The sequence below is a fragment of the Geobacillus sp. C56-T3 genome (assembly GCF_000092445.1).
Lineage (GTDB): Bacteria > Bacillota > Bacilli > Bacillales > Anoxybacillaceae > Geobacillus > Geobacillus thermoleovorans.
The window spans coordinates 196863-223145 of record NC_014206.1 but is presented as its reverse complement, the minus strand read 5'-3'; the positions used below and the strand labels follow the sequence as shown (position 1 = coordinate 223145).

Below are 26283 nucleotides of genomic sequence, written 5' to 3'. Positions count from 1 at the left end.
GTGTCCCAAAAGCTATGGGGCACCTTCTCTCACGCCTGTATATAAGCATGACACCAACTCAGAAAACAGTATGTTGTGCCTCGTGGAAAGGCAAACAACCTTTTAGGACAACCCCCAGCAAGAGAGCCAACCAACTGAGCAGCAGATGCGCCCGGATGCGGTCTTCCAAGCGATGATACATAGGGCGCAGCTCGAGTGTTGATTTCAACGTCCGAAAGGCCTTCTCGATATCCACCAACTGCTTATACCCTATGGCGACATCCTCGGCAGACAAGGTGTCATCGGAGGTTCCGATGAAATATTTGCCATCGTACTTTTCCGCTTCACGAACCGCTTGCTTGTCGATGCGAAGCGTTCCATCCTTCAATTGACGCAAGTATTTTCCGTAGGACGGAGGGGAACGCAGCCGGCAGGTGGCCTTATGATGAGCTTCATTGGGGAGTTGGCGAAGCCCCTCTAACTCCTCTTTCAGCGATTCGAGCAGCGTTTCCCGTTCCTTGCGTTGGCGCTCGGCTTCGCTGGGATTATACACGAGAACATAGCGCTGACGCGCTTCTCCGTCGCCTACGATGATTTCTTTGATATGCGAGTCTATATTACAAACGATATCGGGCTTTTTTAAAAGGATAAATTGTCAAGTCTTGTGCCTATGAAATTCAGCGTTTTTTTCTAGAAGGCCGGTGAAAAAGTACACCCTGAGGCAGGAATTTAGGGGGCTTGTGTCGAAAAAGGAAGAAAAATCGTTGGAATGGAGCGTGAGCGGATCATGAAAGCTCCCAAAAACCCTTCGACTCAGCCTCGGCTGTTTCAAGTCATCGACATGGAGGACCTGATTCCCCCACATCATATCCTGCGCCAAATCAACGAAGCGGTTGACTTTTCCGTCATTCACGATTGGGTGGCTCCCCTGTACACGGAAAAAACGGGTCGCCCGGCGGCGGATCCGGAACGGCTGCTTCGCCTGATGCTGCTCTCGTATTTGTTCGACCACTCCGAGCGGGAGTTGTATGAGATCCTCCCCATGCATGCCGGATACTTGTGGTTTTGCGGTCTCGACTTTGAATCCGTGCTCCATCCGGATCCTCATCACCCCACACTGCCGGATCGAACGACGCTCGTCAAAACACGGAAACGCTGGCGCCAACACGGAATCTTTGATCGGCTGATGACCTACGTGGTGGATCAGTGCATCGCGGCGGGTCTGGTCTCGCCGGATGTGCATGCGGCGGCCGATGGCACCCAAGTGCGGGCGAATGCTTCGATCCACAGCTTGCGGGAAGTCAAGCTCGCTCCGGTGGAAACGTCGGAAGACTACCTCGCCCGCACTGCCCAGGAAGATGAACAGACCGAGTCACGGGATCCGGATGACGCCCCGCCCTCTCCGTCTCCCCCATCAGGGGAGTGCGTCCATGCCGAAGAACGAGGAAACTTCCGTGGAACCAGGTTTTCCAACCAAACCCATCGAAGCGTGACGGATCCGGATGCCCGGTTGTACAAGAAAGGCAAAGGACAGGAAGCGTATCCTCGGTATCTGGTGCACGACGTCATCGATGTCCAGTCGCGCGTGATTTTGTCCAGACGGGCCAGCCTCGCCACCGGAACGGCGGAACGGGAGACGAGTTTGGAGCAGCTGGCTTCGATTCGGTTTCGCCACCCGTCGATCACGATTCGGACCTTGTCCGCGGACAAAGCGTATGGCACCACGGAGTATTTGAAAGCGCTCTTCATCCAAGGCATCACGCCGCTCGTGTCGCTGCGCCGCAAGGAGATGGAGGAGATTCCAACCTGGAAGCGCCGGGCGAAGGATCCCGCTCAGGAAGCACAACGCCAGGCGAAAGTCCGAGACGTTCAGATTCGCAACCAAGCGAGGCTCATTCAGCAACAGGGCGGTTATCGATCGATTCAAGCCCTTCGCACGCGTTGTGAGCATGTGTTCGCCGAAGGGAAGGAATGTCATGGGCTGGACCGGGCCCGAAGCCGGGGCCTTTACGCCATGGAAGAACAGGCGCTGTTGACCGCCGTCGTGCAAAATCTGAAGCGATTGTGCCGGTTTCGAAAAAAACAAGGGGGGACCGGCTCTTTGGCGTGCGCAAAAACGGAATTGGGAGCAGGAAGTCCTGCTCGTCTTCCCATCCTTTGGCGCCAAATGGCGGGGAGAATGGCCTCCAAAATTCGACATGAGGGAAGTCTATGCCCCATTAATTCACCGGCCTTCTAGGATCGGTATCGCGAAATCCAACAACATTTTGGCCATTTTCATTTGCCTAAAGTGGCCTCAAAACTGTCGAACTCGGGTAAACATTTGTTCCTGAATGGCTTGAACGGATTGCAGCAATATGTTGTAAGATGGCCATGTGCCTATAATTCGCGCTCCCCTCCAATGCCATCCCATATCACTCTTCTCCTCTATATCGCTTGATTCTGCTTTTTTCAGCGCTATCTTCTACGGGTGTTGCATTACCGTAAAACTTGAAAACGCATAGTACTAAACGCAACTCTTACTGGAAACGGCGCTTCAGTCTTATTCTTTTCAGGGATTCCGATCATGATTATTCGTATACTGTTATTGCTTTTGATATTTGAAAGGTCAATAGGAACAACCGCTTTTGTGAATGGGGCAATATCAACTGAATTTGGGTCATTGTTTTGAACTTCATAATCATTAAGAACATACATATTAGCTCTCATATTAAACTCGTCTGAGTTATTAAATGATAGATAATACATTCCTCTAGTAATACTATCTAATATTTCATTTGATAGTTTTTCATCTTTAAATAGTTTTAATGAATGGTCTTTTTTAGCGTCAGCTTTTAAAACAGAAATTGGCTTAATAGATTTTTGAGAAATTGCCTTTGTCACTCCTTCCTTACCTTTTAATTGGAAATAATAGAAAGACATGAATGTTTGAATATTGTGTTTTTCTACTGGATTCTTACTGTTTAGATCCTCTTCATATATTTCAGTAAATAAATAAACAATATGATTACCTTTAGGCACATTGCTAATGGTAAAAGTAACGGAGACTTTTCCTTTTTTGGGTACTTTCATGACATGGTACTTTTTCTGTATTCCATTAATTTTGACTGAAATTGGAGTATTAGTATTTTCCATTAAGATATAAAAAACCATTTTCTCTGGGGTTCTAGTATTATGTTTTAAAGTATAAGTTGCTTCAAACTTGCCATCTTGATCTACAGTGTATAACAATTTTTTAGAGTCAACTATATAATCCAGCTTTGTAGTCATACTAGTTTCTCTTATGTCTGTATAGCTATATATTTGTTTCAATTTCGGCCTCCCGTCTGTTTCCTGATGGTTTCCTTTAACGATATACAAAGTGATGAAAAAAGATAGTAGCATTGAAAGTATTATGATTAAAAATCCTGTTTTATTACTTATTGTCATAAGTCAAATACCTTTCTATAAACGGAAAAGAAGAGAAATAACTCTTCTTTCTAATTATTATAATTATTCAATAATCTTGGCGTCATTTGTTGTAGAAGTATAAGTTCCAGTTAAAAAGGTTATGGAATGAGCAGCTTCTCCATATATAAGTGTCCCTACAGAACCTTTTGCCTTTTTGTTTGTACCTGTTGTAACATCAGCAGCACTCTTTGTTGCATATTTTATCTCTTCCTGATTGTCTACCCATGTAATTTCTGAAGCAGATGGTGATTGTTTTCCTAACCAAGCATTAACCACTACTACTGGAGTTAATTGATATGGAATTGTACCATGAACGCCTTCATAATATAGTCCTTCGTCTACTACATAGGTATAACCCTTGGCCCCTACAAATTCTGTACTTGTTGATGACGTGGAAACTTGTCCTGAAGACACTTTTCCCGAACTTTGAACTGGTACTTGAATGCCTACATTCTGTTTAAGATTCCAAGTTTCTGGATGTTTAAGATCAATCCCCTTGATACTTGGGTGATAGGATTGAATGGCCTTGATTTCTTGTTGTTGTTTTGCCGTTAACACATCCCCTTCAGCAGCAAAGCATACTGTAGCTATAGAAATGGACAATGCTCCGATGAGTGAAAATGCTAATACTTTTACCTTTTTCAAAATAAACAACTCCTCATTCATTATCTTATCAAGCCGGCCGGCTTCACCCTTACTGTACCAAAATAAAATCGAAAAAACATCCGTATTTTCCGCAAATTTCATTGCGGAAAATACCTATTTTTTGAAATTTAGTTAATGGATTAGGCTGAGAGAGACGGCCTCATTGGACAAAACGGCACATCGTTCATCCCCCTGTAAAACTCCATCGTTTTCCACAGCAACCCGTGTTTCAACCAAATAAACAGCCACTCACAATGTTTTACGGGGGTAGCGTCAAAAGTTTTATGAAAACTCCACACAGGCCATCCCATTGAGCATCATTGGGCATGCGGAGAGCCGGATTCGCCCTTGACCAACACCCGCCAAAGGTGCGGAAGAGTCGTCAAGGGCGACGGGGACAAAAAAGAAGGCAATAAGAAAGCCGCCCTTGCCATGACCGAATGTTACCTTTGGCGGTGTTCGGTTGGTCAAGGGTTCGCTTCGCCGAATCCGGCAGGAGTTCTGTTCAACGGGCTCCGGAGGACAAAAAAGTCAGGCCGCCTCTTGTTGGAGAAACGCTTGTGCCATGGCGATCAGCTTCGTCCACCGGGCCGGCATATGCGGAAGATCCGCCAATTCCGGGATGACGACCGGCACCCGGCCCTCGAGCGCGCTATGCGGGCGCAGAAAGTTGAAATACGCCACAAACAGCGTCACAAAGGACACCGAGCCTTCTTCCGCACCGAACCCATGGGTCGGGCGGTAGTTGCCTTTAAAAGTCCGGTTGAATCGCTCGATGATCTGCTTGAGAGGGCGAAACTCTTCCGAGACCGGATCTTCGTTGGTCAGGCCGATCACCTGGCGGACGTCAAACGAAATCCCGTGCTGGGCAAAGAAGTGTTGCGCCAGCCGGTAAATCGGGTTGCCATCCACGACGAACGACAAGTCGTCTGGGAGGGACGCCAGCTTCCTCAGGACATCATCGATGGCCTTGATGGCCGAGAGCGTGTCCCGGTTGGGCGAGACGCGATAGGACAGCACGATCTTTTTGACGGCGTCAAATAGAAAGAACAGGTCATGCCAGCGCCCTTTGACGCGAATATACGTCTCGTCCCCGCAAAACGAACCGGACAGCTCATACGGGAACCGGTCGACAAAGGGCTTGATCCAAAGCGCGACGCTGTTGGCGTAGTTGAGCACCGTCTGATGGGAGATCGAGACGCCATGGATGTCCTTCATGGCGGCGGCGGTCTCCCTCGAGGACATCCCAAAGTTGACGTAGTACGTCAACACGAGCCCCAACACGTGCGGCGACGCAGCCAGCCGGGACAAATCGACCTTCGGCTTGATGAGCGACGAGGAAGCCAACGGGAGAAAGTCAAACAAGAACTCTCGAAACAAATACCGCACCTTGAAGGCTTGAGGATCCTGTTGAAACTGTTGGCGCTCCTTCTTCGTCATCCGGCGAAGGTTGGCCTGGTAAAACGGGCAATCGTTGTTCTTGCACTTATAGATGTGGTATTCTTTGCGTTCCTTGATTTTTTCCAGCGTCTTTTTGCAGTGCGGGCAGCGAAAGACCGCTTGCTTGGTGAACCGATTTCGGTGGTTGAACCGGCATTGGCACACTTTGCATTGGTATTGCCCGTTTCCGCCGTTATTGGCGTACAGGTAAGAAGAGGGAGCCTGGCAGCGAGGGCAGGTCAACGAATCCGGAACACGGTGTTTCGCATTCGCGCGGCGCTGGATGGGCCGTAAAGGACGTCCGTGCTGGGCTTCGTAGTCCGCCAACAGCTTCCGGTAATCAAGGGTTTCCGGCACATCGATGATGGGAAGGTCATCGACCTGAAGTTTCCGGCACGGCTTTTGGATGGGTTCGTCCAAGTCCTCGAGATTCAAGGATTTTCCCAATATCACACCCATCAAATACACAATGATTTGATATTGGGTCTTGATGATTTGAAGCAAATAGGCTAATCATTGAGGTAACAAAGCTTGTCACTCCTTTGTTTTGGCTGTTGGGTGTCGTTACCTCAATGATGGCCGAAAACAACGGGGGTGGCAAGCTTTTTTTCGTTCAACCGTTGAAACTCAAGGGAAAACCGTGAGTGTGGAGGATACACTTTTGACAATACCTTTACGGGGGGGGGGGAGGGAAGAAATTGTGAAGATCAAAGTTCCTGCTAGTGGATGATCATTGTCTTGTCATGGATGGCACGTGAGTTAGACTTGGAAGTGATGGGCGCCGTTTCCTCTCCGACCGACTTGGAGCAGAAAATAAGCTCAACATCAGCCTGACATTATTGTCATGGACATTCGCTTCAAAGGGAAAAACGGCCTCCTTTGGATAAGGAAAATCGCATCATTATTTCCTGCATGCAAAGTCGTGATTTTGTCTCGATCTCATTGTTTGGAGTGCATGAACGCCGCCTACGAGGCAGGCGCCTATGCCTTTGTATCCAAACAAGACTCTGTCGAAACACTTATTCACGCCATTCGGGAAAGCCATCGAGGGGTGAAATCATTTCCGACCCATCTCGTTTTCCATGATCGTTCGTCCCTAACCGAAATGGAGTTGGCCGTTCTCGATCTCATTGCCAGAGACAAAACGAATAGCGAAATCGGCGAACAACTGAACATCAGTACTCATATTTCGCAACCTTTGCATAATATACAAAAAACGACCAGAATATTCGCATAAATATAATTTTTTATACAAAAATTGTAAAATAATTAATTTTTATTCGGTCAAATCGGGCTTATTTCAAATTTTTATTCAGGGTGCGAAATGTGAGTCAGTAAACGAACCGTGGAGCACCACGTATCTCCCATATTTGTGAAAACTTGATGTAAAGTCGCGGGCGGGAGCGGTGGGAAAAGCCATCGAACTCGGATTGTTTGGATGATTGAATTGTGGAAAACGCTAATTTTTCTTCTAAAAGGCTGGTGAAAAACAAGTTTTTTGCTCAAACCAGCCGTATTTGATCAGCAAGGAGAACAGATCTGACAAAGTTTCTCTAATTGAAAAAGAGTTGGGATGAGTTGCCTTTTTCATTAATTCACCGGCCTTCTAAAAGAGTGGTTAAAAAACCTGTCCTTTTCCATCGATGGTTCTCTACGAAGACGGAACACCGGATTTAGAAGGTTTTTTAATTTAAAAAAACATTGCTGGAGAACAGGATTTTTCAGTTAAATGATCTCCCTTATAAAATGGATGTATATACAAGCAGTCATTTTCAAGGCTGAAGTGTAACATGCGTTCATGTTTGTTTGTTGCTGCCTTCCCGTGTTCACTTCCCGTCAAACGAAAACCGCCCGTCGGAACAACCCCGCCAGGCGGCACGACTAGAAGTATAAGAAATAAATGACAACGGCCAGCACGATCCGATACACCGCAAACGGCACGAGGCGGATGCGGTTGATGAGCTCAAGGAAAAAGCGGATCGCGAGCAAGGCGAAGACAAAGGCGCTAAAAAAACCGGCGATGAAAAACGGGATATCGGCGGCGGTGACGTATTGCCAGTTTTTCAACAGCGACAGCCCGCTCGCCCCAGCCATGATCGGAACAGCCATAATGAACGTGAAATCGGCGGCGGCGCGATGGCTCATGCCGACAAGCACCCCGCCAGAAATCGTCGAGCCGGAGCGGGAAAAGCCGGGCCACAAGGATAAACATTGCATCAAACCAACAAAAAACGCCTGCTTGTACGTAATTTGGTCGACCGTCTGCGTCCGCGCGGCTTTTTTGGCGAATTTGTCGGCGGCAATCATAAGCAACGCGCCGAGCACAAGGCCGATCAGCACCGTTTTTGTCGAAAACAAATGTTCATCGATGTAATCTTCAAACAAGACGCCGAGCACCCCAGCCGGCAGCAGGCCAATGATGACGTGAATGAGGTTAAGGCGCGGATGTCCGCCCGGATGGCGGCCGCGAACGCCAAGCAAGTCGAGAAATCGGTCTTTAAACACGACCACAGCAGCTAAAATCGAGCCGAGCTGAATGACGACTTTAAATGTATTCGCCGCGTACTTGCCTAAAAACTCTGTGGATTTCAGCCAAAGATCGTCGACAATAATCATATGGCCGGTCGAGGAAACAGGGGCAAACTCGGTCAGCCCTTCGACCATCCCTAAAATGATCGCCTTCCATAATTCCATCCAGTGCATGTCCTTCCATCCTTTCTGCGCGGGGTCGTCCTTTCTATACATATGGGCCAAGCGGATGGAATAACACTCCGCTTTTGGCCGCGCCTGCTCTATTGTACTACAAATCTTTGTCTTGTACTACCCGCGCTTTTTCTAGTCAGCGACCTTGTTTTCGAGACAGAATCATCGACTTCCTGTTGCTGCCTAATGGGACGGGCCGGACGCTTCCCCTAACTCCCCGCGCCGCTCTAAGTAATGATACAAAGCGCCGAGCAAGTTCGCATCGTTTTTGAATTGGCACGTCTCCACCACCGGCTGGACTTTGGCAATGGGAACGAGCGACAATAACACCGAAAGCCGCTTGTTGATTTCGTCGACGAAATCGGGGCGGCTGCTAATGGCCCCGCCCAAAATGATTTTTTCCGGGTCGTATGCGTACTGCAAGTTAAAAATCCCTTGGGCCAATGAAAAATAAAACCGGTCAATGGCCTTTTGCGCGGCTTCATCGCCGCTCTCGGCCAACGCAAATACTTTTTCTCCGTCCAGCTCCCTCTCCGGCATCCCCTTTTCCTCAGCCGCCATCCGGATCAACGCGCTTGTCGCCGCCAGTTCGCTCCATGTTTTGCATTCGATCCTTCCGTTCTTATAGCGGACATCCATCAACATATAGCCAAATTCCCCGCCGTGCAAATGCGCCCCTTTATGGATGCGTCCGTCTTTCACGATCGCCCCGCCAATGCCGGTGCCGACAATGACAAAGGCGATGTCGCGGCAGCCCCGTCCCGCCCCCTTCCATAACTCGCCAAGCGCCGCGCAATTCGCGTCATTTTCCATCTCCACCGGCAGGCCCATCGCCCCGCCGAATACTTCTTTAAAGTTTGGGCCGTGAATGCACGGCAATGCGCTGCTTCCGCCGATGATGCCAAGATCGCTGTCAACGCTTCCTGCGGAACTGATCGCAATGCCGGAAAGTGGATAGTTGGCCTGCGCCTGGCGGACGACGTTAAGCAAGTCATCGCGAAATTGATGAAAGTCATGCCGCTCCGAACGGTAACGCCCCTTTTCGAAAAAGTCGCCATGCTCGTTCATGACGGCATGTTTGACATATGTGCCGCCAATATCAAAAACGATATAGTAACGCACCGATGACGCCTCCTTCGTTTATGATCTTTCCTCTCTTCTAGCTCCATTAGGCTCAGCTGTTTCTCCGCTTTTATGTATTCGCCGTCGGTCCATCCGCTCCTCCCCGCTGCAAGGAAAGAAGCCGCCCCGTTAGGCGGGGGCGGCTCGCCTTCATCATCGTTCATATCCCATTGACAACGCCTTTTGCGCATTGCGAACATCGTTATGCAGCAGCTGGGCAAGGTCATATGCCGGGTAATAGCCGCGTTCATACATATAGTTGAACGCTTTTTCGTGCGTGTCAATGGCTTTGAGCAGATGCTTCACAAACGTTTTGCGCAGCACCGGCGTCGCCGCCTCGGTAATGGCAGCAGCATAATTACGCACTGCCGTTTTTGAAAAGCCAAGCAAATCGCCAGCGTGCAAGGCGCGGTCGCCATCATCATGGTCGCGGCTTTCTTCCATCATAGGTGCCGCCGGAATGAAGGCAAGCAGCTCGCGCAAATTCGTTTCCAGCCCTTGAATCGTCTCAAGGTACAATCCTTTTAATTCAGGACAGTCGATTTTGCCGACCGCCTTTTTCATTTTTATGAGCCCGTTTGCTTGAAAAGCGATCAGTTCATGCAGCTCCAACGTTTCATGCCAAGCCAAATGGCGATGGCCGTGCATCTGTCCATGCATATGGATCACGTTCTCCCCTTGTTTTTCATTGGTTGATTTCCATTTACTGTATATGCCTGCCAAAAGGAAATGGTCACTATTGTCCAAGCTTCCCGCACCAGCAAAAAAAGGCGTCCCGCGAAAAGCGAAACGCCTTCCTCAGTCACTGTCACAACAGATCCCCGCCGTCAAATCCATCGCCGCCATCAAACCAATCATCCACGTCCAACCCGTCAGCGACATCATCGATCACATCGTCAAGCAACTCTTCCGCCACCATTCCCGCCAACATCCCGGCCGCAAATCCTCCAATGGCGCCAGCCCACCCATGTCCGCCATGATGCGAATGATGGACGGGTGGATAATGGCCAACTGGATGGCTATAAATAGGCGAATGCGGCGTTGCCAACGGATGCCCGCTCAGCTGGCCGAACGCCCCGGCCGCCCGCACCGCCTCTTCGATGGCTTCTCGAAGCAGACGGGCTGCCGTCGCCGAATCGCGAAGCTGTTCGTGAGTGATCAACAGCTCCCGTTTCATTTCGCGTTCCCCGCCAAAGCCGTGACGGACGTCGATCTCCATATACAAACGCACCCCTTCTCCCTCGACGAGGGCAAAAAACTCGACTTCTTGGACGATCCCTTGAAATTCGCTCGTCGGGAAGAACGAAAATTCCTGGCCATGCGGCGTAATGCTTCCGGATGTCGCTTTCTCCCGGAATCCCAGGGCGGCCAAAGCGGAAAACACTTGCTCCAAGGCCGTCGGCGGCAAAATGTGAATGGCGTCTTGGTCATATGCATCCGCCCCATCGGCAATATCCAGCCGGGTGACGAACGTATAACGGACCGTTGGGCGGCTGATCGGCAAATGGAGCGGCAGTGCGTACGAAAACGGGAGCACTTTCCGCTCACCGGGCTGAATCGTAAACGAAGAAGCGACCGGGATCACCGCTGCGGTTCGGCGATATGCCTTTCCTTCCGCGTGCACTTCCAATTGCAATACGACATCTAGGTTCCGAATGTGTTGGGCGACCGAACCACCTTCCAGCAAAAATTCCCCTTCCAACGTTTCACCAAGGCGCACATGAGGGCGATGCAGCACAAGATCCACTTTGGCAGCGCCAATGCCGAATTTCGATAAAAACTTTTTCCACATCGAACCTCTCTCCTTTCATCAACCTAATTTCACACTTGAATTACGAACAAGCCGCCAAAATGGTGTCACCGAAATAATTTGATCAACCCTAGGACGATCAACACAACCCCAGGCAGCATTGTTGCCTTTTTCATGATTCCCGTTTTCGACACCATGTACCCCAACAATAAGCCAACGCGGATGAACACGAGATTAAACACGCCAACTAACAGGGCAAACGAAAGCGGAGGAAAATGCAAAAGCGACGAACTGATCCCGGCGCCAAACGCATCCATCGACAGGGCAAGCCCGATCAACACCGCTTCTTTTTGGCTGATCGTGCCTGAACGATCAAGATCGCCAAGTTCGGGGCGTTTCAATACTTGAACAGCGCCGCTGAATCGGTTAGCCTCCCCTGCTCCATCAGATTCCATAGATGAATCGCTTCCATCTCCCTTTGGCTTATAGACGTTATAAATCGCCCAACCGCCAAGCGCAATGAGAATGACTGAAGCAAGCCCTCGCTCGACTTGCAACGGCAAAAAAAGCGCCAACAGACGGCCGATGTTCATGGATGCAAACACCACCGCCCCGGACATGGATGCGATAAGCGCCAACGAAAAGAAGGAAAAACGGACACCACCCATTCCATACGTAATGCCTACGCTCAAGCTGTCCATGCTCACGCTGAAAGCGAGCAAAATCATGGACACCCATAACCACATATGAATCCCCCCTGCCGTACGATATGCAATTCCGTACGGAGAGGGGACTTTCTTGCCATTCGACACGCATCGATTTCCGGGGAAATGTTTCCCCTTTTCTCGACATTATTCCCGCAAATGATACGGCAATGTCGCAATGACAACATCTTTTTTCATGATCAAGAAAAAGCGCAAGATGATGGCTGTTTGGTTATGCAAAAATGTATGCCACCATTTTTTCACGATAAATTGAGACAAGAGCACCGTCACCGGCGCGCGGTCTGCTTCTTTTTCCGCTTTCGTGATGTATTCTAACAATGGCGACAAAATGGTTCGGTACGGTGAATAGATGACTTTCAACGGAATGTCCGGATAAAACTTCTCCCACTTTTGCCGCAGCTTTTGTTCGTCTTTTTCGTCGAAAATAATCGACAGTGCCGTAATGTCGTCGGAAATGCTGCGAGCGTACTGAACGGATTGGGCGACCACTTTGCTGACGCCGGAAATGGGAATAATGACTTTTGGTTTCAACAGTTTCTCGCGCTGTTGCCACTCCCGTTCGTCAAGCCGCAGCTGCTCGCCAAGTTTTTTGTAATGTTCATGAATTCGGCTGAACATCCAGACAAACAACGGAATCGCCACGATAACGATCCAGGCTCCTTGCGTAAATTTGGCGACCATCGTGACGAGCGTGACCATCCCGGTGACAGCCGCTCCCGTTCCAACGGTAAGCAGCACGCCGATCTTCCGTCCTTCTTCCCGTTTCCATAATTTTTTAATCAACCCGCTCTGACCGATGGTAAAGGAAAGAAATACGCCGACCGCGTAAAGCGGGATGAGCGAATGAGTTTTGGCATGAAACGCGATGATCAATACGATCGCCAGCACGCTCAACAAAATGATGCCATTGGAAAACACGAGGCGATCGCCCCGGGCCGCCAAGCTTCTCGGCAAAAAACCGTCCTTCGCCATAATCGACGTCAGCTGCGGAAACCCGGCAAAACTCGTATTGGCTGCGAGCACTAAAATGACCATTGTCGCCAGCTGAAACAAGTAAAAAAAAAGACCATTCCCAAATACATGGCGCCCGATTTGCGAAATGACCGTCTGATGCTCAGTCGGGGTAACACCAAACCCTGCCGCCAACACGGTGATGCTTAAAAACATCGTGCCAAGCAGCACGGACATCCATCCCATGGTAATGGCGGCGTTTTTTGAACTGTCTGGCCGGAACGCCGGCACGCCGTTGCTGATGGCTTCGACCCCGGTCATCGCCGAACATCCCGACGAAAAGGCGCGCAGCAAAATAAACAAGCTGTAACCGGACGCAAACATGTGAGCGGTTGACGCATGCTCATGCATCGTAAACCCATGCCATCCTTCATGCCACAACTGCCACCCACCGACAGCGATCATCACAAGAACGAAGCCAATGAACACATACGTCGGATAGGCGAAAACCGTCGCGGATTCGGTAATGCCCCGCAAATTGAGCACCATCAAAAGCAAGACAAGAGCGACAGCGAGCTCCACTTTCCATGACAGCAACCCCGGAAACGCCGATGTCAACGCGGCGACGCCGGAGCTGATGCTGACAGCGACGGTCAAGATATAATCGATCATAAGCGCCGCCCCAGCCACTAAACTGATTTTCGTCCCCAAATGGTCTCGGGCGACAACATACGCCCCGCCTCCAGACGGAAACGCGTAAATAATTTGCCGATACGACAACGTCACTAACAAGAGCAATACTAAAATCGCCATCGCGATCGGCAGCGAATAGAAAAAGACGCTTGTCCCTAATAAAGCAAGCACAAGCAAAATTTCTTCCGTCGCGTAAGCCACCGATGACAGGGCATCGGAAGAAAAAACGGCCAATGCCTTCCACTTGGGCAATTTTTCATGTTTCAACTGTTTCGTTTCCATCGGTTTCCCAATCAACAAACGTTTTAACGAAGCCATGCTTCCGTTCCTCCCTAAAGCAGCATATAGAGTTGACTCATCGATTCAAAAGAAAAAACCGCTGAGGACGCACTCAACGGCTACAAATGTTCTAAGGTCATACTCGTCCCTCCCCAAAGCGCTTGCGAGGTTAGCTGTCGGGTTCGGGCTCGGAGAGATGCCCGTCCTTTCGGATTCACCCCAAGACAGCAGACGCTGCCAAATCGGGTCCCCCGCTCCATGCCGGATTCAGCGCATCGTATCAAGTTATTCTTGCTTCCATATCTTACCCCTTTGCTTGTCCCTCCGCCAACCTTGAAAAAGGAGGAAAACAGCGAGTTTCTGGGCTTTTGGGCTTATTTTTTCTTTATTATCTTCCCTTCGCTCACGCTCCCGACATTTTTCTGTTTTTCACTCATCCAATCATCATTTTCCCTTTCGGATAGCGGAACGGATCGGGCTGACGGCGCAGCGTGACCGCATAAGCGATCGTCAACGGGCCTACGCGGCCGGCAAACATCGTGAAAATAATGATCGCTTTTCCAAGCGGAGACAATTCAGGCGTTAATCCCATCGATAGTCCAACAGTCCCAAACGCCGATGTCGCTTCGAATAAAATCATGAAAAAGTCTTTTCCCTTTTCGGTAATCGTCAACACCATCGTCACAAGCATGACGACAAACAATCCGCTCATCGTCACCGTCAGCGACTTGTATACCGTATCGTAGACGATTCGTTTTCGGAACAAAATGACGTCTTCCTTCCCGCAGATTTGCGACCAAACCGCGCCGAGCAAGGTCGTAAATGTCGTTGTTTTGATTCCTCCGCCCGTCGAACCCGGGGAAGCGCCGACAAACATGAGAAAAACGATCAAAAACAGCGTCGGTTGCGTCAAATCCGGGATGTTAAGCGTATTCGAGCCCGCCGTTCTCGGAGTGACCGCTTGGTAAAACGCGGACAAAAACTTGCCTGAGAGCGACAGCGGCCCCATCGTCTTCGGATTGTTCCACTCCAGCAGCAATATCAGCGCCATGCTGGCAAACACCAGCCATGCGGTCGTGATGACCACCACCTTCGTATGAAGAGACAGCCGCCGTGTTTGCCGGTACTCATACACTTCATTCATGACAATAAATCCGATGCCGCCCAGTATAATTAAAATCGGCACGACAAGGCTCACGACCGGATCTTCCACATAGCCGGTCAAACTGCGAAACTCGCCCATCAAGTCAAAGCCGGCGTTGTTAAAGTTGGAAATCGCATGAAAGAACCCAAAGTACACGGCTTTCCAAAACGGCATATCGAACGAGAAACGAATCGCCAACAGCAATCCGCCGATGCCCTCAATGACGACGGTAAAAACGAGAATGCGTTTCACGAGCCGAACAATCCCTTCGATGCTCAGCTGATTGAGCGCCTCTTGCAGCAACAACCGCTCTTTCAAGGAAATCCGCTTGCCGAGCAAAAAGGCAAACAACGTAGCAAATGTCATAAATCCAAGCCCGCCCACTTGGATCAGCGCTAAAATGACCAGCTGGCCGAACAACGTGAACGTCGTCCCCGTATCAACCACAACAAGTCCGGTCACGCACGTAGCAGACGTCGCCGTAAACAAAGCGTCTAAAAACGGAAGTCCTTTTCCGTCAACGGTCGCCGTCGGCAGCATCAACAAGAAAGCTCCAACCAAAATAATCAAGGCAAAGCCGGACACTAATACTTTCGGCGGATCGAAAAATTTACGGTTCGCATTCAAAGCCCCATCCCTTCCCCCTCGCTCACATAATCGCCTCTTTATAGTTGTGGATGATGCATAGAAAAAATATACCAAAAACAAGCTTGTTCGGGTACTCTAAACCATTTTCATCATAACATTCTTTCTGCATAATAAAATGGATAAAGGGCATGGCCACCGACTTCAAGAATGTGGATGCATTGAAACCTTTTCCGTCTCCGTTCGTCTATATGAATGGCGAATGACAGTCCGACTGGGACCACACAGGCATTGAAGCGCGGAAGGGGGCTTGCACCAGTCCCATAAAAACATTCCATTGACTTTTGGCAACAGACGTATTATGCTACTTGACATGGAGACGTTCCGATGTAAAATCATGTAAGAATAAAATGTCTGTTGCTGTGGGCAACGGCTGTTGATATAAACATAGAAGCATCGTTAAGAATACGAGGCAAAGGAGGAGAAGAGGACGTGAAGGCAATTTGGGAAAAATGGTTGAAAAAATGTCGTTCTCTCCCTAACCAATACATTGGCTTTTTTATTTTTGCCGTGCTCTTATTTTGGTTGAAGACGTACGCCGCCTATTTAGCGGAATTTAACCTTGGCATCAGCAACTCCATGCAGGAGTTTTTATTGTTCATCAACCCGATCAGCTCGGCGGTATTCTTCCTTGGGTTGGCGCTGTTGGCCAAGGAAACGCGTGTGTACAAATGGATCATTATTATTAATTTCATCTTATCGTTCATTCTATACGCCAATATCGTTTATTATCGTTTTTTCAGCGATTTTATTACATTCCCGACGTTGACGCAAACGAAAAACTTCGGCGATCTCGGCAGAAGCATTTGGGAGTTGCTCCGCTGGTATGACGTGTTCTATTTCTTGGATACGATCATTTTGGCGGTGATCGTTTTCTCGAAGCGATTCTCGCTCCCGGAAGTGCAGGCCGGCCGATTCAAAAAAGGCGCCATTTTCGCTTCGGCCATTCTTATGTTCAGCATCAACTTGGCGCTCGCTGAGACCGACCGCCCGCAGCTCTTGACAAGAACGTTCGACCGCAACTATATCGTCAAATATTTAGGCGTGTACAACTATTTGATTTACGATGCGTTCCAAAGCATGAAATCATCGACGCAGCGGGCGTTCGCAAACAAAAGCGACATCACGACCGTGCTGAACTATGTGCAGGCGACGTATGCCAAACCGAACCCGAAATATTTCGGCGTGGCGAAAGGGAAAAACGTCATTTACATTCATTTAGAGTCGCTGCAAAACTTTGTGATTAACTATAAGTTGAACGGTGAAGAAGTCACCCCGTTCTTAAACTCGCTCACCCGCGATCCGAACACGTTCTATTTCGATAACTTCTTCCATCAAACAGGACAAGGGAAAACGTCGGATGCGGAGTTTATGCTCGAAAACTCGCTGTTTGGCTTGCCGCAAGGCGCTGTCTTTACGACGAAAGGACAAAACACGTATCAGGCGGCTCCGGCCATTTTGCACCAATACGGCTATACAAGCGCCGTCTTCCACGGCAACTACAAAACGTTCTGGAACCGCGATGAAATTTACAAGTCGTTCGGCTTTGACCATTTCTTTGACGCCAGCTACTACGATATGAACGACGAGGACGTCTTGAACTACGGTCTGAAAGATAAACCGTTCTTCCGGGAGTCGATCCCGCTATTAGAAACATTGAAAGAACCGTTCTATGTGAAATTTATTACGCTGTCGAATCACTTCCCATACCCGATCAGCGAGGAAGATGCGACGATCCCGCCGGCAACGACAGGCGACGGCTCGGTCGACCGTTATTTCCAAACGGCACGCTATTTGGACGAAGCAGTGAAAGAGTTCTTTGACTACTTGAAAAAATCAGGTCTGTACGACCGCTCGGTCATCATTTTATACGGCGACCATTACGGCATTTCGGAAAATCATAACAAAGCCATGGCGCAAATTTTAGGAAAAGAAATTACGCCGTATGAACATGCGCAATTGCAGCGGGTGCCGCTGTTCATCCACGTGCCGGGCATAAAAGGCGGCGTCATTCACGAGTTTGGCGGCCAAATCGATTTGTTGCCGACGGTCTTGCACCTGCTGGGCATTGATACAAAAAATTACGTCCATTTTGGAACGGATTTGCTGTCACCTGAACATCAAGAAATCGTTCCGTTCCGCAACGGCGACTTTGTCACGCCGAAGGTGACAGCGGTCAACGGCAAGTACTATGACACGAAAACAGGCGAACCTGTTGAAAGCACGCCGGAAATTCAGCGGCTCGAACAAATCGTCCGTACGAAGCTTGACCTATCGGATAAAGTCGTCTACGGCGATTTGCTCCGGTTCTATACACCGAAAGGCTTCAAGCCGGTCGATCCGTCGAAATACGATTATAACAACCGCGAAGACAATGAAGAGGGAAGCGATCAATGATCGCCTCCCTCTTTTTTCTAGCGCTGCAGCAGCTCGACAGCGCGTTTGGCGTTGACATAGCCGGCTCCGTAGACGTTCGGGTCGCGCCCTTTCCACAAATCGGCGCCGTCTTTTAACGCCCGCTTGATTTCATCCGGCGTTGCATTTGGTTTGGCCTGAAGCATCAACGCGACAATGCCGGCGCAAATCGGCGTCGCCATGGACGTGCCGGACATCGATATATAATGGTCACCGACCCGGCTTTGCTTATTCATCTTGTCAAGAAATGAACGCGGGGCGCGAAGCGAAATAATGTTGACCCCTGGGACGACGAGATCCGGTTTTGTCACCCCGTACTCCGTCGGCCCTCGGCTTGAAAACGACGCCACATCATCGTCGGCGCGCATTGCCGCCGTATCATGATCGTCAAGAGCACCGATGGTAATGATACGGTCGCTAATGCCCGGACTGGCAATCGTGCCGTAACTCGGCCCTTCATTCCCGGCCGCCGCACAGACGACAATCCCCTGCTCCCACGCCCGCTCCGCCGCCTGCACGAGCGGGTCGTCATTTTCGGTCGGAAACGGTTGCGGCTCCCCTCCTAGCGATAAGGAAATAATATCGATTCGTTTCGATGGATGTCTTTCATTGTAATCGATGCACCATTCAATGCCGCGCATAACCGTTTCCAGCGTCCCGCTTCCTGAACGGTCGAGCACCTTAACGCCGATAAGGTTTGCCTCGTACGCCGGTCCAGCATACAGCCCATCGGACATGCGCCCGTTCCCAGCGGCATCGCCGGCGCAGTGCGTACCGTGTCCGTTGTCATCATATGGCGTCGTACGCCCATTGACAAAATCGACAAAGGCGGCAATCCTCCCCTCCAAGTCCGGGTGCGGGTAAATCCCCGTGTCGACAATAGCGATCGTCACTCCTTTTCCACTCAACTCCGTCCCGTTGACCGCCACGCGTTTCGCATTGGCCGACGGCACTGCATTGTTTAACAGCACCTTGACTTGCCGGTTAAGGTACACTTTTTTCACTTTCGGATGCTCGAGCAGCTGCTCGAGCGCCGCCGGCGTCACGCTGGCGCTGCAAAATGGAGCATGGCGAAAGCGGTGATGCACTTTCATGCGCAGATGGCCTTGCTCAACCGCAGCCACCGCTTCGATTCCGGCTTCATCCTCTACTTGAACGAGAACCGGAATGGTCCTCCATTTCCGCATCCATCTCTCCAGCCAGTGGTGAAAAACGCACGGCATATGCATCATCGGTTTATACATATTGACGAGCACATGACGAAGCGGACGGTCAAGCCGTCCCGCATGGCGGCGGACGAGCTGCACGATGGAATGGCCAAACATGCTCTTCCTCCTCTTTTCGTTTGTCGCTATACTCATATGACGCGCAGACAAAGAAGGAAGCGGCAGTTCCACTAGGACGAACGAACGAAAAAAAGCCTGCCCCGTCAAAACGAAACGAAGCAAGCTTTTTCTATCATTCTTCCACCTGTTCAAGCACAATCTGTCTGGCTCTCCCTAAATGCTGCTCGACTTGACGAAGCACGTTTTCCCGTTTGGCAAATGCGCCGACTTGCGTCCCATCAACAATGACGCGGGTCAATGCTGGTTTTTGTTTTTTCCGCAGCCCAAGCGCCCGCTCCAACCCATTCACATGCCCGCGGGCGACCATGCGCAAAAAACGGGTATCATTCAGTTTTCTCGCATCCTCTTCCCGGTCAATAAATCCGTTCTCCGTGAGCACGGCTGGCATCACGGTCTCCCGCAACACATGAAAATTCGCTTTCTTTTTCCCGCGATCGCGAAATCCTGTAGACTTGATGACTTCTTCGTGAATGGCATCGCGGATGCGGGCTGTTGCCGAATCGTCATCGAGCCGATCATAAATATAATCTTCATACCCAGTGCCGCCACCGGCATTCACGTGAATCGCGACGTATAAATCCGCCCCCCATTGATTGGCCCGGTCCGTCCGTTCATCAAGCGGCACCGTTTCATCTTTTGTCCGGCTCAACTGCACGGAAACTCCTTCATACTCACTTTGCAGCAGACGATTGATTTCGAGAGCGATAAACAACGTAATGTCTTTTTCCAACAACCCGTTGCCGACCGCGCCGGCATCGTTCCCACCATGCCCTGGATCGAGAAAAATTTTGACCATCTTTCTTCTCCTTTCACATCCTTCGTCGTTTAGGAATATGGCACTATTAGCATAAGCGTGGCACTCCCAAATGCCATGGATACTTCCCCAGGGCCAACAAATAAGGCGCAGTCAAAAAGAACGACTGCACCTGACATTCCCGCTGATCGACTTGTTCGATATGATGAAAGCCCCCCACACAGCCATACAAGAAAACATAGACCGCTGGGCATTATACAAACTGTCCACTCTGTTGGCTTCGGCTAAACTTGTAAACAGCCAGAAGGAAAAAGGTCAGCGCAAAGGCGAGAAGAATCAACAGATGCCAATACAAACTTCCAAAAGAGCGCCCCTCCTGCAGCTTTACCAAAAAATCGAGCGCCCACCGCTGCGGCATAAAATACGCCGCTTTTTGCAAAAATTTCGGCATCAGCTCGACCGGCCAAAAACAGCCAGCCAGCATACATGTCGGCACAGTAATCAATGGCTGCAGCGCCCCGGCGGAAGCAGAGCTGTTCGCAAACATCACTGTAATCAAAGACAAGCCGATCGCGGATAAAGAGAAAAGCAGGAGCACCAGGGCCATTTGCCACATCGGAATATTAGGATCAATATGAAAGATGTTCTTCATTGCCACGATTGTCACGATGATTTGTGCCGTCATAATCAACAAATTCACCACGATATTCGATAACACATACGTTCTCGCCTGAATCGGCGTCGTCAATAAACGAGAATAGGTGCGCTCTTCTTTTTCTTTGATGATGATCTCCGTCAAATTTCCCGCTGACATCAACATAATCATGACCAAATAACCGATCGTTTGATACGTGACCCCTTTTTGTTTGGCTGTGTCGGACAGCGAGTGAACGGACAAGCGGAACGGCGCTTGTTGATACCGTTCATACATCTTCCAAAAGAGATCGCGATCCCCATTGGCCAATCGCCCCAATATCGCCAGATGATCGATGTATTCATGCAAGTACGACTTGATGAACATCGTGATTTCCGCTCCCTTGAGCGAGACGAGTTTGATCGGCCGGGGCTGGCCGTGCTGAACGCTTTCGGAAAACCCTTGGCGAAAAATCAGCACGCCATCCATCTTTTGCGAGGTGATTTGCTCATCGACCGCTGATAACTTCACGCTTTTCACGGAGAGATGATCAAGGCTTTTCAGAAAACGGATCGTATCATCGGAAATCCGCCCATGATCCTCATTGACCACCCCGATGCGCACATCCTTGGCCGGGGAGCTTCCGTAAGCAAACAAGGACAACAGAATCGCGGCCAAAGGGGTGCCGAAATAGAGCAAAAAATTGATTTTCCGACGAAACGTTCGCTTTAACGTATATCTCACCAACCAGATGACGTCATTCACCTTATAATCCCTCCCGTCTCGCCATCGACACGACAGCGATCACCAAAAACAACGCCGCTATACCGATATTCAGCAGCATAGTTGGAACGACGCTTGACAAATCGTTCGCATACACGATTTTGAAAATCGTGTCATTCATCCAAGAAAGCGGAGACAAATGGGCATACCATGCTGTTTCATCGATCGGAAAATAAGCGCCGCCGAAAAAGGAAGACAGCTGAATGATGACCATCGCAATCGTTCGCGCCGCTCCTTCCGTCCTTGCCATATAGCCCATCCCTAGACCAAAGCTGATGGCTAAGACCACCTCGGTCAACATAAGCAACCATACGAGGCTTACGTGATGCCCCCAATCGGCATGAAGCACCCATTGGCTGAACAACATGACGACCGCAACACAAAGAAAATTCGCCGCGACGTTCCCGGCCAGCTTTCCAATAAAAATCTCGCTTTTGCGAACAGGAGCAGCCAAAAGGCGATCAGCCGTCTTCCGCGTTCGCTCCCCCCGCAGCAACGAACTGCCCGGCAATGCGCTGTACAAAGCGATCATCGTCGTCATCGCCACCGCATAATAATCCATCGCTCCCGGTTTGCGCTTGGCATGCAGCGACCGTTCTTGAATATACTCATCATGCACACTTTTATTGGATGGAACAAAACCGGGCTTCACCTCTGAAACGGCCATCGCCAGCTGGCATCGGCCGACAAACGCGGCCATTACCCCCTCTACAATGCTTCCTTTGATCTTGTTGCGTTCATTGGTGTACAACTCCACTCCACGCGGGCCGATCTCGATGTATCCATCCGCTTTTCCTTCCTGCACCGCTTTCGTTCCTTTTATACGGTCGGATGCCTTTTGAAAATCGATGTGGGCTTTCTTCGCTGCTTGGATCATCGTTTGAATATACGGCGACAACGGCCCTGCTTTTTGATCGTTGTACAAGACGTGTACATCACCGACAGAAATCGTCCAGTGAAACGCGTTGGAAAGGGCTGTTCCTAAGATGAACATCAGTACGATCGGAAACAGCAGCATAAAAAACAGCGTCCGGACATCACGAAAATCGCTTTTGATTTCCTTGGCTGCAATGCGAAAAATATTCAAAAGAAGCACCTCCTTCGCATGATGGCACTCCAAACCGCTAATCCCGCAAATTTCTCCCCGTCAGCGCCAAAAAGACCGTTTCCAAGTTCGGTGATTTGTCTTCCAGCGAACGGATTTCGACACCGTCATTGATCAGGCATTGCACAATTTCGTTTAAATTATTGACACTGATATCCGAACTGATTTTGATCATATTTTCTTCGCATTGCACTGCCTTGACCCCGCGAATGTCTTGGAGATGCTGCTTGTTGAGCCGATCCATCCCCCTGATTTCCAGCCAAATATCTTTTGTATCGGTGATAATCGCTTCCAGCTTCTCCTTTGTCCCCTCTGCGATGATCTTTCCATGATCAATGATGGCGATCCGTGTGCAAATCTCCTCCACTTCCTCCATATAGTGGCTTGTATAAATGATCGTGCATCCCATCTCATTGAGCTTTTTCACCGAAGCCAAAATATAATTTCGCGACTGTGGATCGATGCCAACAGTTGGTTCATCCATAATGATGAGCTTCGGCCGATGGGCAAGAGCGCAGGCGATATTGAGCCTCCGCTTCATCCCTCCTGAGAAATGTTTCGGATAACTTTTGCGCTTATCGCTTAAACCGACAAACTCGAGCGCCTCTTCAACCCGCTGGCGCAGCTCCGCGCCACGCAGTCCATACAACCCGGCAAAAAATTCAACATTCTCATACGCCGTCAAATTTTCATAGATAGCGATCTCTTGGGGAACAATGCCGATATGTCGTTTGGCAAACTGGCGATGCTTGGCGATGTCCTTGCCGAGAATCTTGATTTCTCCTGCATTCGGACGGAGCAACCCAGCAATCATATGGATGGTTGTGCTTTTTCCCGCGCCATTGGCTCCGAGGAAGCCAAAAATTTCCCCTTCGGCAACCGTAAGAGACATATGATCAACAGCGATGAAGTCACCAAATTTTTTGGTCACTTGTTTGATCTCTAACATGTTCATCGTTCCACCTTCTTTCCATGCTTGGTATTATGGATTATAGAAAAAAAGATGAACTCCTGTAAGTGCAGGAATTCATCTCGTTGACATGAGAACATTCACGATTTACTCATGAATCGGAAGCAACGTCGTGACAGAGAAACCGTTCGTTCCATCGACAATGACCGTGCCATGAACAGAGGCCGCTCGTTCCTCCATGCCGATGATCCCAAGTCCTTTCTTGATCTTGGCCGCACCTTTCCCGTTATCTTTCACTTCCACCTTGATGACTCGATTCAACACGTGAATTTCAACGGCAATGGCCGTAGCCTCAGCGTATTTGCTCGCATTCGTCAACGCTTCGGCAATGTTCTCATAAATCACTTTCCATTGGATTGGTGTAATCACATCCAAATCCCCTTTGCATACGAGTGGAACAGGGAGATGATGTTGGGCGGAAAATTCCTCAATGAATAATTTCACCCGATTCAGCCCGATTTGCTCGAGCGGTGGCTTGATCTGTTTTAATGTCATCCGGATTTGTTCCATGCCTTCTTTGGAAATATGGATGGCGTTTTCCAACAGTTGTTTCGCCTTGTTGCGGTCCGCATCCATCAACCGTTTGGCCGCCTCCATCTGAATGAGCGCTCCCGCGAGCGAGTGGCCGATTTGGTCATGGATGCGCTGCGACAGACGGTTCCGTTCTTCCAACTGCAACGTATATTCCGACTGCTTGATGTATTGATGATATTCGCTGATCCTTCTTGTCAGCCGATGCAAATCGTTGCGCATTTGATCCAAACGATCTTCTTGTTGTTCCATCCGCTCGATGTGCCGCTTGACTGCCGTCACGCTGACAAAACTGAACAATGCCACAAAGCCGTATAATTTCCCCGCCGATGGATCAAGCCAAATCATCGGCGTCAACAACACCGCCCCGATCCCCCAAACTCGGTGGATATACACGGAGGCCAGCTCATACCCATTGAGAGGCAGCAACAACGCCCACAGCGGCTCCACAAAGGCGGCGGCTAGAACGAGAAGAACAACGGAACCAAACGCCGCTCCCCTTTTCCACCTCATATGCCGAACGATCAGGGCAAACAGCTGAAGACAAAAATAGATCAGAGAGACGAGAACAAAGCCCGCTCCCGTTTGCTGTTTCGATGAAATGTAATCGAATGCCGCATACCCCCATACAATCAGCTTGTAAATGATCAGCAGCGATTCCATAACGTCCCCTCAGCCGACTTTTCCCGTCAGATAATAAACGGCAATTTGCGTTCGATGTTGCAGTCCAGTTTTGTCCAAAATCGATGTGATGTAATTGGCCACCGTTCCCTCGGAGAGAAATAGCTGTTTGGCAATCTCTTTATTCGAAAGCCCCTTCGCAATGAGCGCCATAATGTCCAACTCTCGTTCCGTAAACAGGCTTTTATCGATTTTCGGGGCTGCTTCTGCTTCTTCTTTTAAGTTGGACTTAATTTTGTCCATCACAATCTCCTGCATCACCACTTGGCCGTGATACACCGCTTTGATCGCTTCGCGGATTCGTTCCGGATCGGTATTTTTTAAAAAATATCCTTTTGCACCGTATTGAATGGCGTCTAGGAGGCTGGTGATTTAGTACAAAATGCTGCTAGTTCCAGCTATTTCTCAATTAGAAAAACCTTGCGAAATCAGCCTTCTTTTTTGGCGAAATGCCGCTGATTTGCTCGTGACAACCGTTTTTCACCGTCCTTCTAGAATGTATTCATCATCATCAAACATCGTCAAGATGAGCGGCTTTGTCTTCGTCTGCTCGCATAGAAGCTTTATCGCTTCCACTCCATTCATGTTCGGCATGCGCACATCCAATAACGCGACATCAACTTCATGATGTCGACAATATTCCACTGCCTCTTTCCCATCGCCTACAGTCGCGGCGACATCAAACTCGTCATACGTGCTTAAGATGATCCGCAGCCCTTCGCGGACAAAAGGATTGTCATCGGCGATGAGCACTTTTATGCGCGGAACATGGGACGAAGAGTGATGTTCCATCTTTACCCACCCCTTTTCATCATGACGCCTGTCCACTACCTCGCGTGCATGATTTTTATGATTTACTTTCATTATAATGAATAAGGGGGATTTCTTCCATTGCCATAAGGGAAATGAGCCAAATGACGATAGAGAAGATGTTTATGGTAAAATGGAAAACAGAATTCCATAACTAGAAGGAGGAAGAGCCATGTCCCGCGCAAAAAAATGGGTGCAATATTTCCTTTCCCACCGCCATGTCACGATGGAACTGATCCACAAAATCGACGAAGCGCATTATGATTACAAACCGACGCCGACCTCGATGACAGCGAAGCAGCTGGCGACGCATATGCTGTTCAGCTTCTACAATTTCGCTAACACGGCAAAACACGGCGATCCATCGCTGTTCCGGCAAAAAATCGAGGAACCGGAGACGAATTTGGCCAAGCTGGCGGAAACGTATACGGAAAAAACGAGGCAGCTCATCGAATCGATGAGCGATGACGACTTCGACCGGACGCTTGATTTAACTGCCATCTTTGGCACGCAAATGTCCACAGCTCAGTTCCTGCAATTGGCAATGGACCATGAAATCCACCATAAAGGCCAGCTGTTCGTCTACGTCCGCGGCATGGGGCATACGGACTTGCCGCTGTTTGTGAAACGCGGTTAATCTTCCCCATTTTTGTTTCATCTAACTAACCGAGAGGCTTCTCCGTGAAAATAACAAAAAAGCCGGCTAAGAAACCCCTAGCCGGCTTTTC

Annotated in this window: 20 protein-coding genes, 3 pseudogenes and 1 riboswitch; of the genes and pseudogenes, 4 read left to right on the top strand and 19 right to left on the bottom strand. The window is 49.5% G+C overall.

Translation table 11 applies throughout. The features are described 5' to 3' along the window. Window positions 1-115: 115 nt before the first annotated feature. A pseudogene (locus GC56T3_RS01195) lies at window positions 116-586 on the bottom strand (transposase); the annotation flags it as partial. A gap of 162 nt (window positions 587-748) precedes the next feature. Here GC56T3_RS01195 and GC56T3_RS01190 point away from each other — a divergent pair. After that, entirely contained in the window at window positions 749-2218 is a 1470-nt protein-coding gene (locus GC56T3_RS01190) for a transposase (RefSeq protein WP_083778745.1), read from the top strand. 239 nt (window positions 2219-2457) lie between these two features. Here the strand turns inward: GC56T3_RS01190 and GC56T3_RS01185 are convergent, their stop codons facing one another. The 3 genes from GC56T3_RS01185 to GC56T3_RS01175 form a co-directional block, all read right to left on the bottom strand. Beyond that, on the bottom strand, window positions 2458-3249 hold the full coding sequence (locus tag GC56T3_RS01185) for a hypothetical protein (RefSeq protein WP_227456675.1): 792 nt from the start codon (window positions 3247-3249) through the stop codon (window positions 2458-2460). Between the two features lie 222 nt (window positions 3250-3471). Then, window positions 3472-4176: a hypothetical protein gene (locus GC56T3_RS01180; RefSeq protein ID WP_013144034.1), complete on the bottom strand. Its 705-nt coding sequence runs from the start codon at window positions 4174-4176 to the stop codon at window positions 3472-3474. Window positions 4177-4605: 429 nt separating this feature from the next. After that, window positions 4606-5973 (bottom strand): DDE-type integrase/transposase/recombinase, encoded by a 1368-nt coding sequence (locus tag GC56T3_RS01175; protein ID WP_369769990.1) that lies wholly within the window; start codon window positions 5971-5973, stop codon window positions 4606-4608. Window positions 5974-6358: 385 nt separating this feature from the next. On the opposite strand from GC56T3_RS01175, the gene GC56T3_RS01170 reads away from it, so the two are divergent. Further along, window positions 6359-6751, top strand: a complete 393-nt coding sequence (locus tag GC56T3_RS01170) for a response regulator transcription factor (protein ID WP_049775706.1) — start codon at window positions 6359-6361, stop codon at window positions 6749-6751. 644 nt (window positions 6752-7395) lie between these two features. Here GC56T3_RS01170 and GC56T3_RS01165 read toward each other — a convergent pair. From GC56T3_RS01165 to GC56T3_RS01135, 7 genes are all read right to left on the bottom strand, one after another. Next, complete coding sequence (locus GC56T3_RS01165; RefSeq protein ID WP_013144033.1) at window positions 7396-8217, bottom strand: undecaprenyl-diphosphate phosphatase; 822 nt, start codon at window positions 8215-8217, stop codon at window positions 7396-7398. A 183-nt stretch (window positions 8218-8400) separates the two neighbouring features. Next, the gene (locus tag GC56T3_RS01160; protein WP_013144032.1) at window positions 8401-9339 is read right to left on the bottom strand and encodes an ROK family protein; all 939 of its coding nucleotides are present in this window, start codon (window positions 9337-9339) and stop codon (window positions 8401-8403) included. Window positions 9340-9492: 153 nt separating this feature from the next. Beyond that, complete coding sequence (locus GC56T3_RS01155; protein ID WP_013144031.1) at window positions 9493-9999, bottom strand: spore coat protein; 507 nt, start codon at window positions 9997-9999, stop codon at window positions 9493-9495. A gap of 148 nt (window positions 10000-10147) precedes the next feature. After that, window positions 10148-11131, bottom strand: a complete 984-nt coding sequence (locus GC56T3_RS01150; RefSeq protein WP_013144030.1) for a sporulation protein — start codon at window positions 11129-11131, stop codon at window positions 10148-10150. Window positions 11132-11196: 65 nt separating this feature from the next. Next, window positions 11197-11835 (bottom strand): sporulation membrane protein YtaF, encoded by a 639-nt coding sequence (ytaF, locus tag GC56T3_RS01145; protein ID WP_013144029.1) that lies wholly within the window; start codon window positions 11833-11835, stop codon window positions 11197-11199. A gap of 105 nt (window positions 11836-11940) precedes the next feature. Then, window positions 11941-13776: an APC family permease gene (locus tag GC56T3_RS01140; protein WP_013144028.1), complete on the bottom strand. Its 1836-nt coding sequence runs from the start codon at window positions 13774-13776 to the stop codon at window positions 11941-11943. A gap of 104 nt (window positions 13777-13880) precedes the next feature. After that, a riboswitch (cyclic di-AMP (ydaO/yuaA leader) is annotated at window positions 13881-14020 on the bottom strand. 150 nt (window positions 14021-14170) lie between these two features. Then, window positions 14171-15508 (bottom strand): TrkH family potassium uptake protein, encoded by a 1338-nt coding sequence (locus tag GC56T3_RS01135; RefSeq protein ID WP_013144027.1) that lies wholly within the window; start codon window positions 15506-15508, stop codon window positions 14171-14173. A 450-nt stretch (window positions 15509-15958) separates the two neighbouring features. Between GC56T3_RS01135 and GC56T3_RS01130 the strand changes: the two genes are divergently transcribed. After that, the gene (locus GC56T3_RS01130; RefSeq protein WP_013144026.1) at window positions 15959-17923 is read left to right on the top strand and encodes an LTA synthase family protein; all 1965 of its coding nucleotides are present in this window, start codon (window positions 15959-15961) and stop codon (window positions 17921-17923) included. A 17-nt stretch (window positions 17924-17940) separates the two neighbouring features. On the opposite strand, the gene GC56T3_RS01125 is transcribed toward GC56T3_RS01130, so the two are convergent. The 8 genes and pseudogenes from GC56T3_RS01125 to GC56T3_RS01090 form a co-directional block, all read right to left on the bottom strand. Further along, window positions 17941-19266 (bottom strand): S8 family peptidase, encoded by a 1326-nt coding sequence (locus GC56T3_RS01125; RefSeq protein ID WP_013144025.1) that lies wholly within the window; start codon window positions 19264-19266, stop codon window positions 17941-17943. A 133-nt stretch (window positions 19267-19399) separates the two neighbouring features. Further along, window positions 19400-20083 (bottom strand): N-acetylmuramoyl-L-alanine amidase, encoded by a 684-nt coding sequence (locus GC56T3_RS01120; protein WP_013144024.1) that lies wholly within the window; start codon window positions 20081-20083, stop codon window positions 19400-19402. Between the two features lie 211 nt (window positions 20084-20294). Beyond that, window positions 20295-21440: an ABC transporter permease gene (locus GC56T3_RS01115; RefSeq protein ID WP_013144023.1), complete on the bottom strand. Its 1146-nt coding sequence runs from the start codon at window positions 21438-21440 to the stop codon at window positions 20295-20297. A gap of 1 nt (window position 21441) precedes the next feature. Beyond that, entirely contained in the window at window positions 21442-22545 is a 1104-nt protein-coding gene (locus tag GC56T3_RS01110; RefSeq protein ID WP_013144022.1) for an ABC transporter permease, read from the bottom strand. Between the two features lie 37 nt (window positions 22546-22582). Continuing rightward, window positions 22583-23518, bottom strand: coding sequence for an ABC transporter ATP-binding protein (locus tag GC56T3_RS01105; protein ID WP_013144021.1), 936 nt, complete (start codon window positions 23516-23518; stop codon window positions 22583-22585). Window positions 23519-23620: 102 nt separating this feature from the next. Then, complete coding sequence (locus GC56T3_RS01100; RefSeq protein WP_013144020.1) at window positions 23621-24727, bottom strand: sensor histidine kinase; 1107 nt, start codon at window positions 24725-24727, stop codon at window positions 23621-23623. 9 nt (window positions 24728-24736) lie between these two features. Continuing rightward, window positions 24737-25105 (bottom strand): annotated as a pseudogene (locus GC56T3_RS01095) (LuxR C-terminal-related transcriptional regulator); the annotation flags it as partial. 135 nt (window positions 25106-25240) lie between these two features. Continuing rightward, a pseudogene (locus GC56T3_RS01090) lies at window positions 25241-25537 on the bottom strand (response regulator transcription factor); the annotation flags it as partial. A gap of 190 nt (window positions 25538-25727) precedes the next feature. Between GC56T3_RS01090 and GC56T3_RS01085 the strand changes: the two are divergent. Further along, a complete protein-coding gene (locus tag GC56T3_RS01085; RefSeq protein WP_013144019.1) occupies window positions 25728-26192 on the top strand; it encodes a DinB family protein in 465 nt (154 codons plus the stop codon). Window positions 26193-26283 lie beyond the last annotated feature (91 nt).

What these genes read in the sequence shown, in the direction of transcription:
- GC56T3_RS01190 (WP_083778745.1), top strand. Translation starts at nt 749, where the DNA reads ATGGAGCGTGAGCGGATCATGAAAGCTCCCAAAAACCCTTCGACTCAG.
- GC56T3_RS01185 (WP_227456675.1), bottom strand. Translation starts at nt 3,249, where the DNA reads ATGACTACAAAGCTGGATTATATAGTTGACTCTAAAAAATTGTTATAC.
- GC56T3_RS01180 (WP_013144034.1), bottom strand. Translation starts at nt 4,176, where the DNA reads ATGAAATTTGCGGAAAATACGGATGTTTTTTCGATTTTATTTTGGTAC.
- GC56T3_RS01175 (WP_369769990.1), bottom strand. Translation starts at nt 5,973, where the DNA reads ATGGGTGTGATATTGGGAAAATCCTTGAATCTCGAGGACTTGGACGAA.
- GC56T3_RS01170 (WP_049775706.1), top strand. Translation starts at nt 6,359, where the DNA reads ATGGACATTCGCTTCAAAGGGAAAAACGGCCTCCTTTGGATAAGGAAA.
- GC56T3_RS01165 (WP_013144033.1), bottom strand. Translation starts at nt 8,217, where the DNA reads ATGCACTGGATGGAATTATGGAAGGCGATCATTTTAGGGATGGTCGAA.
- GC56T3_RS01155 (WP_013144031.1), bottom strand. Translation starts at nt 9,999, where the DNA reads ATGCATGGACAGATGCACGGCCATCGCCATTTGGCTTGGCATGAAACG.
- GC56T3_RS01150 (WP_013144030.1), bottom strand. Translation starts at nt 11,131, where the DNA reads ATGTGGAAAAAGTTTTTATCGAAATTCGGCATTGGCGCTGCCAAAGTG.
- ytaF (WP_013144029.1), bottom strand. Translation starts at nt 11,835, where the DNA reads ATGTGGTTATGGGTGTCCATGATTTTGCTCGCTTTCAGCGTGAGCATG.
- GC56T3_RS01140 (WP_013144028.1), bottom strand. Translation starts at nt 13,776, where the DNA reads ATGGCTTCGTTAAAACGTTTGTTGATTGGGAAACCGATGGAAACGAAA.
- GC56T3_RS01125 (WP_013144025.1), bottom strand. Translation starts at nt 19,266, where the DNA reads ATGTTTGGCCATTCCATCGTGCAGCTCGTCCGCCGCCATGCGGGACGG.
- GC56T3_RS01120 (WP_013144024.1), bottom strand. Translation starts at nt 20,083, where the DNA reads ATGGTCAAAATTTTTCTCGATCCAGGGCATGGTGGGAACGATGCCGGC.
- GC56T3_RS01105 (WP_013144021.1), bottom strand. Translation starts at nt 23,518, where the DNA reads ATGAACATGTTAGAGATCAAACAAGTGACCAAAAAATTTGGTGACTTC.
- GC56T3_RS01100 (WP_013144020.1), bottom strand. Translation starts at nt 24,727, where the DNA reads ATGGAATCGCTGCTGATCATTTACAAGCTGATTGTATGGGGGTATGCG.
- GC56T3_RS01085 (WP_013144019.1), top strand. Translation starts at nt 25,728, where the DNA reads ATGTCCCGCGCAAAAAAATGGGTGCAATATTTCCTTTCCCACCGCCAT.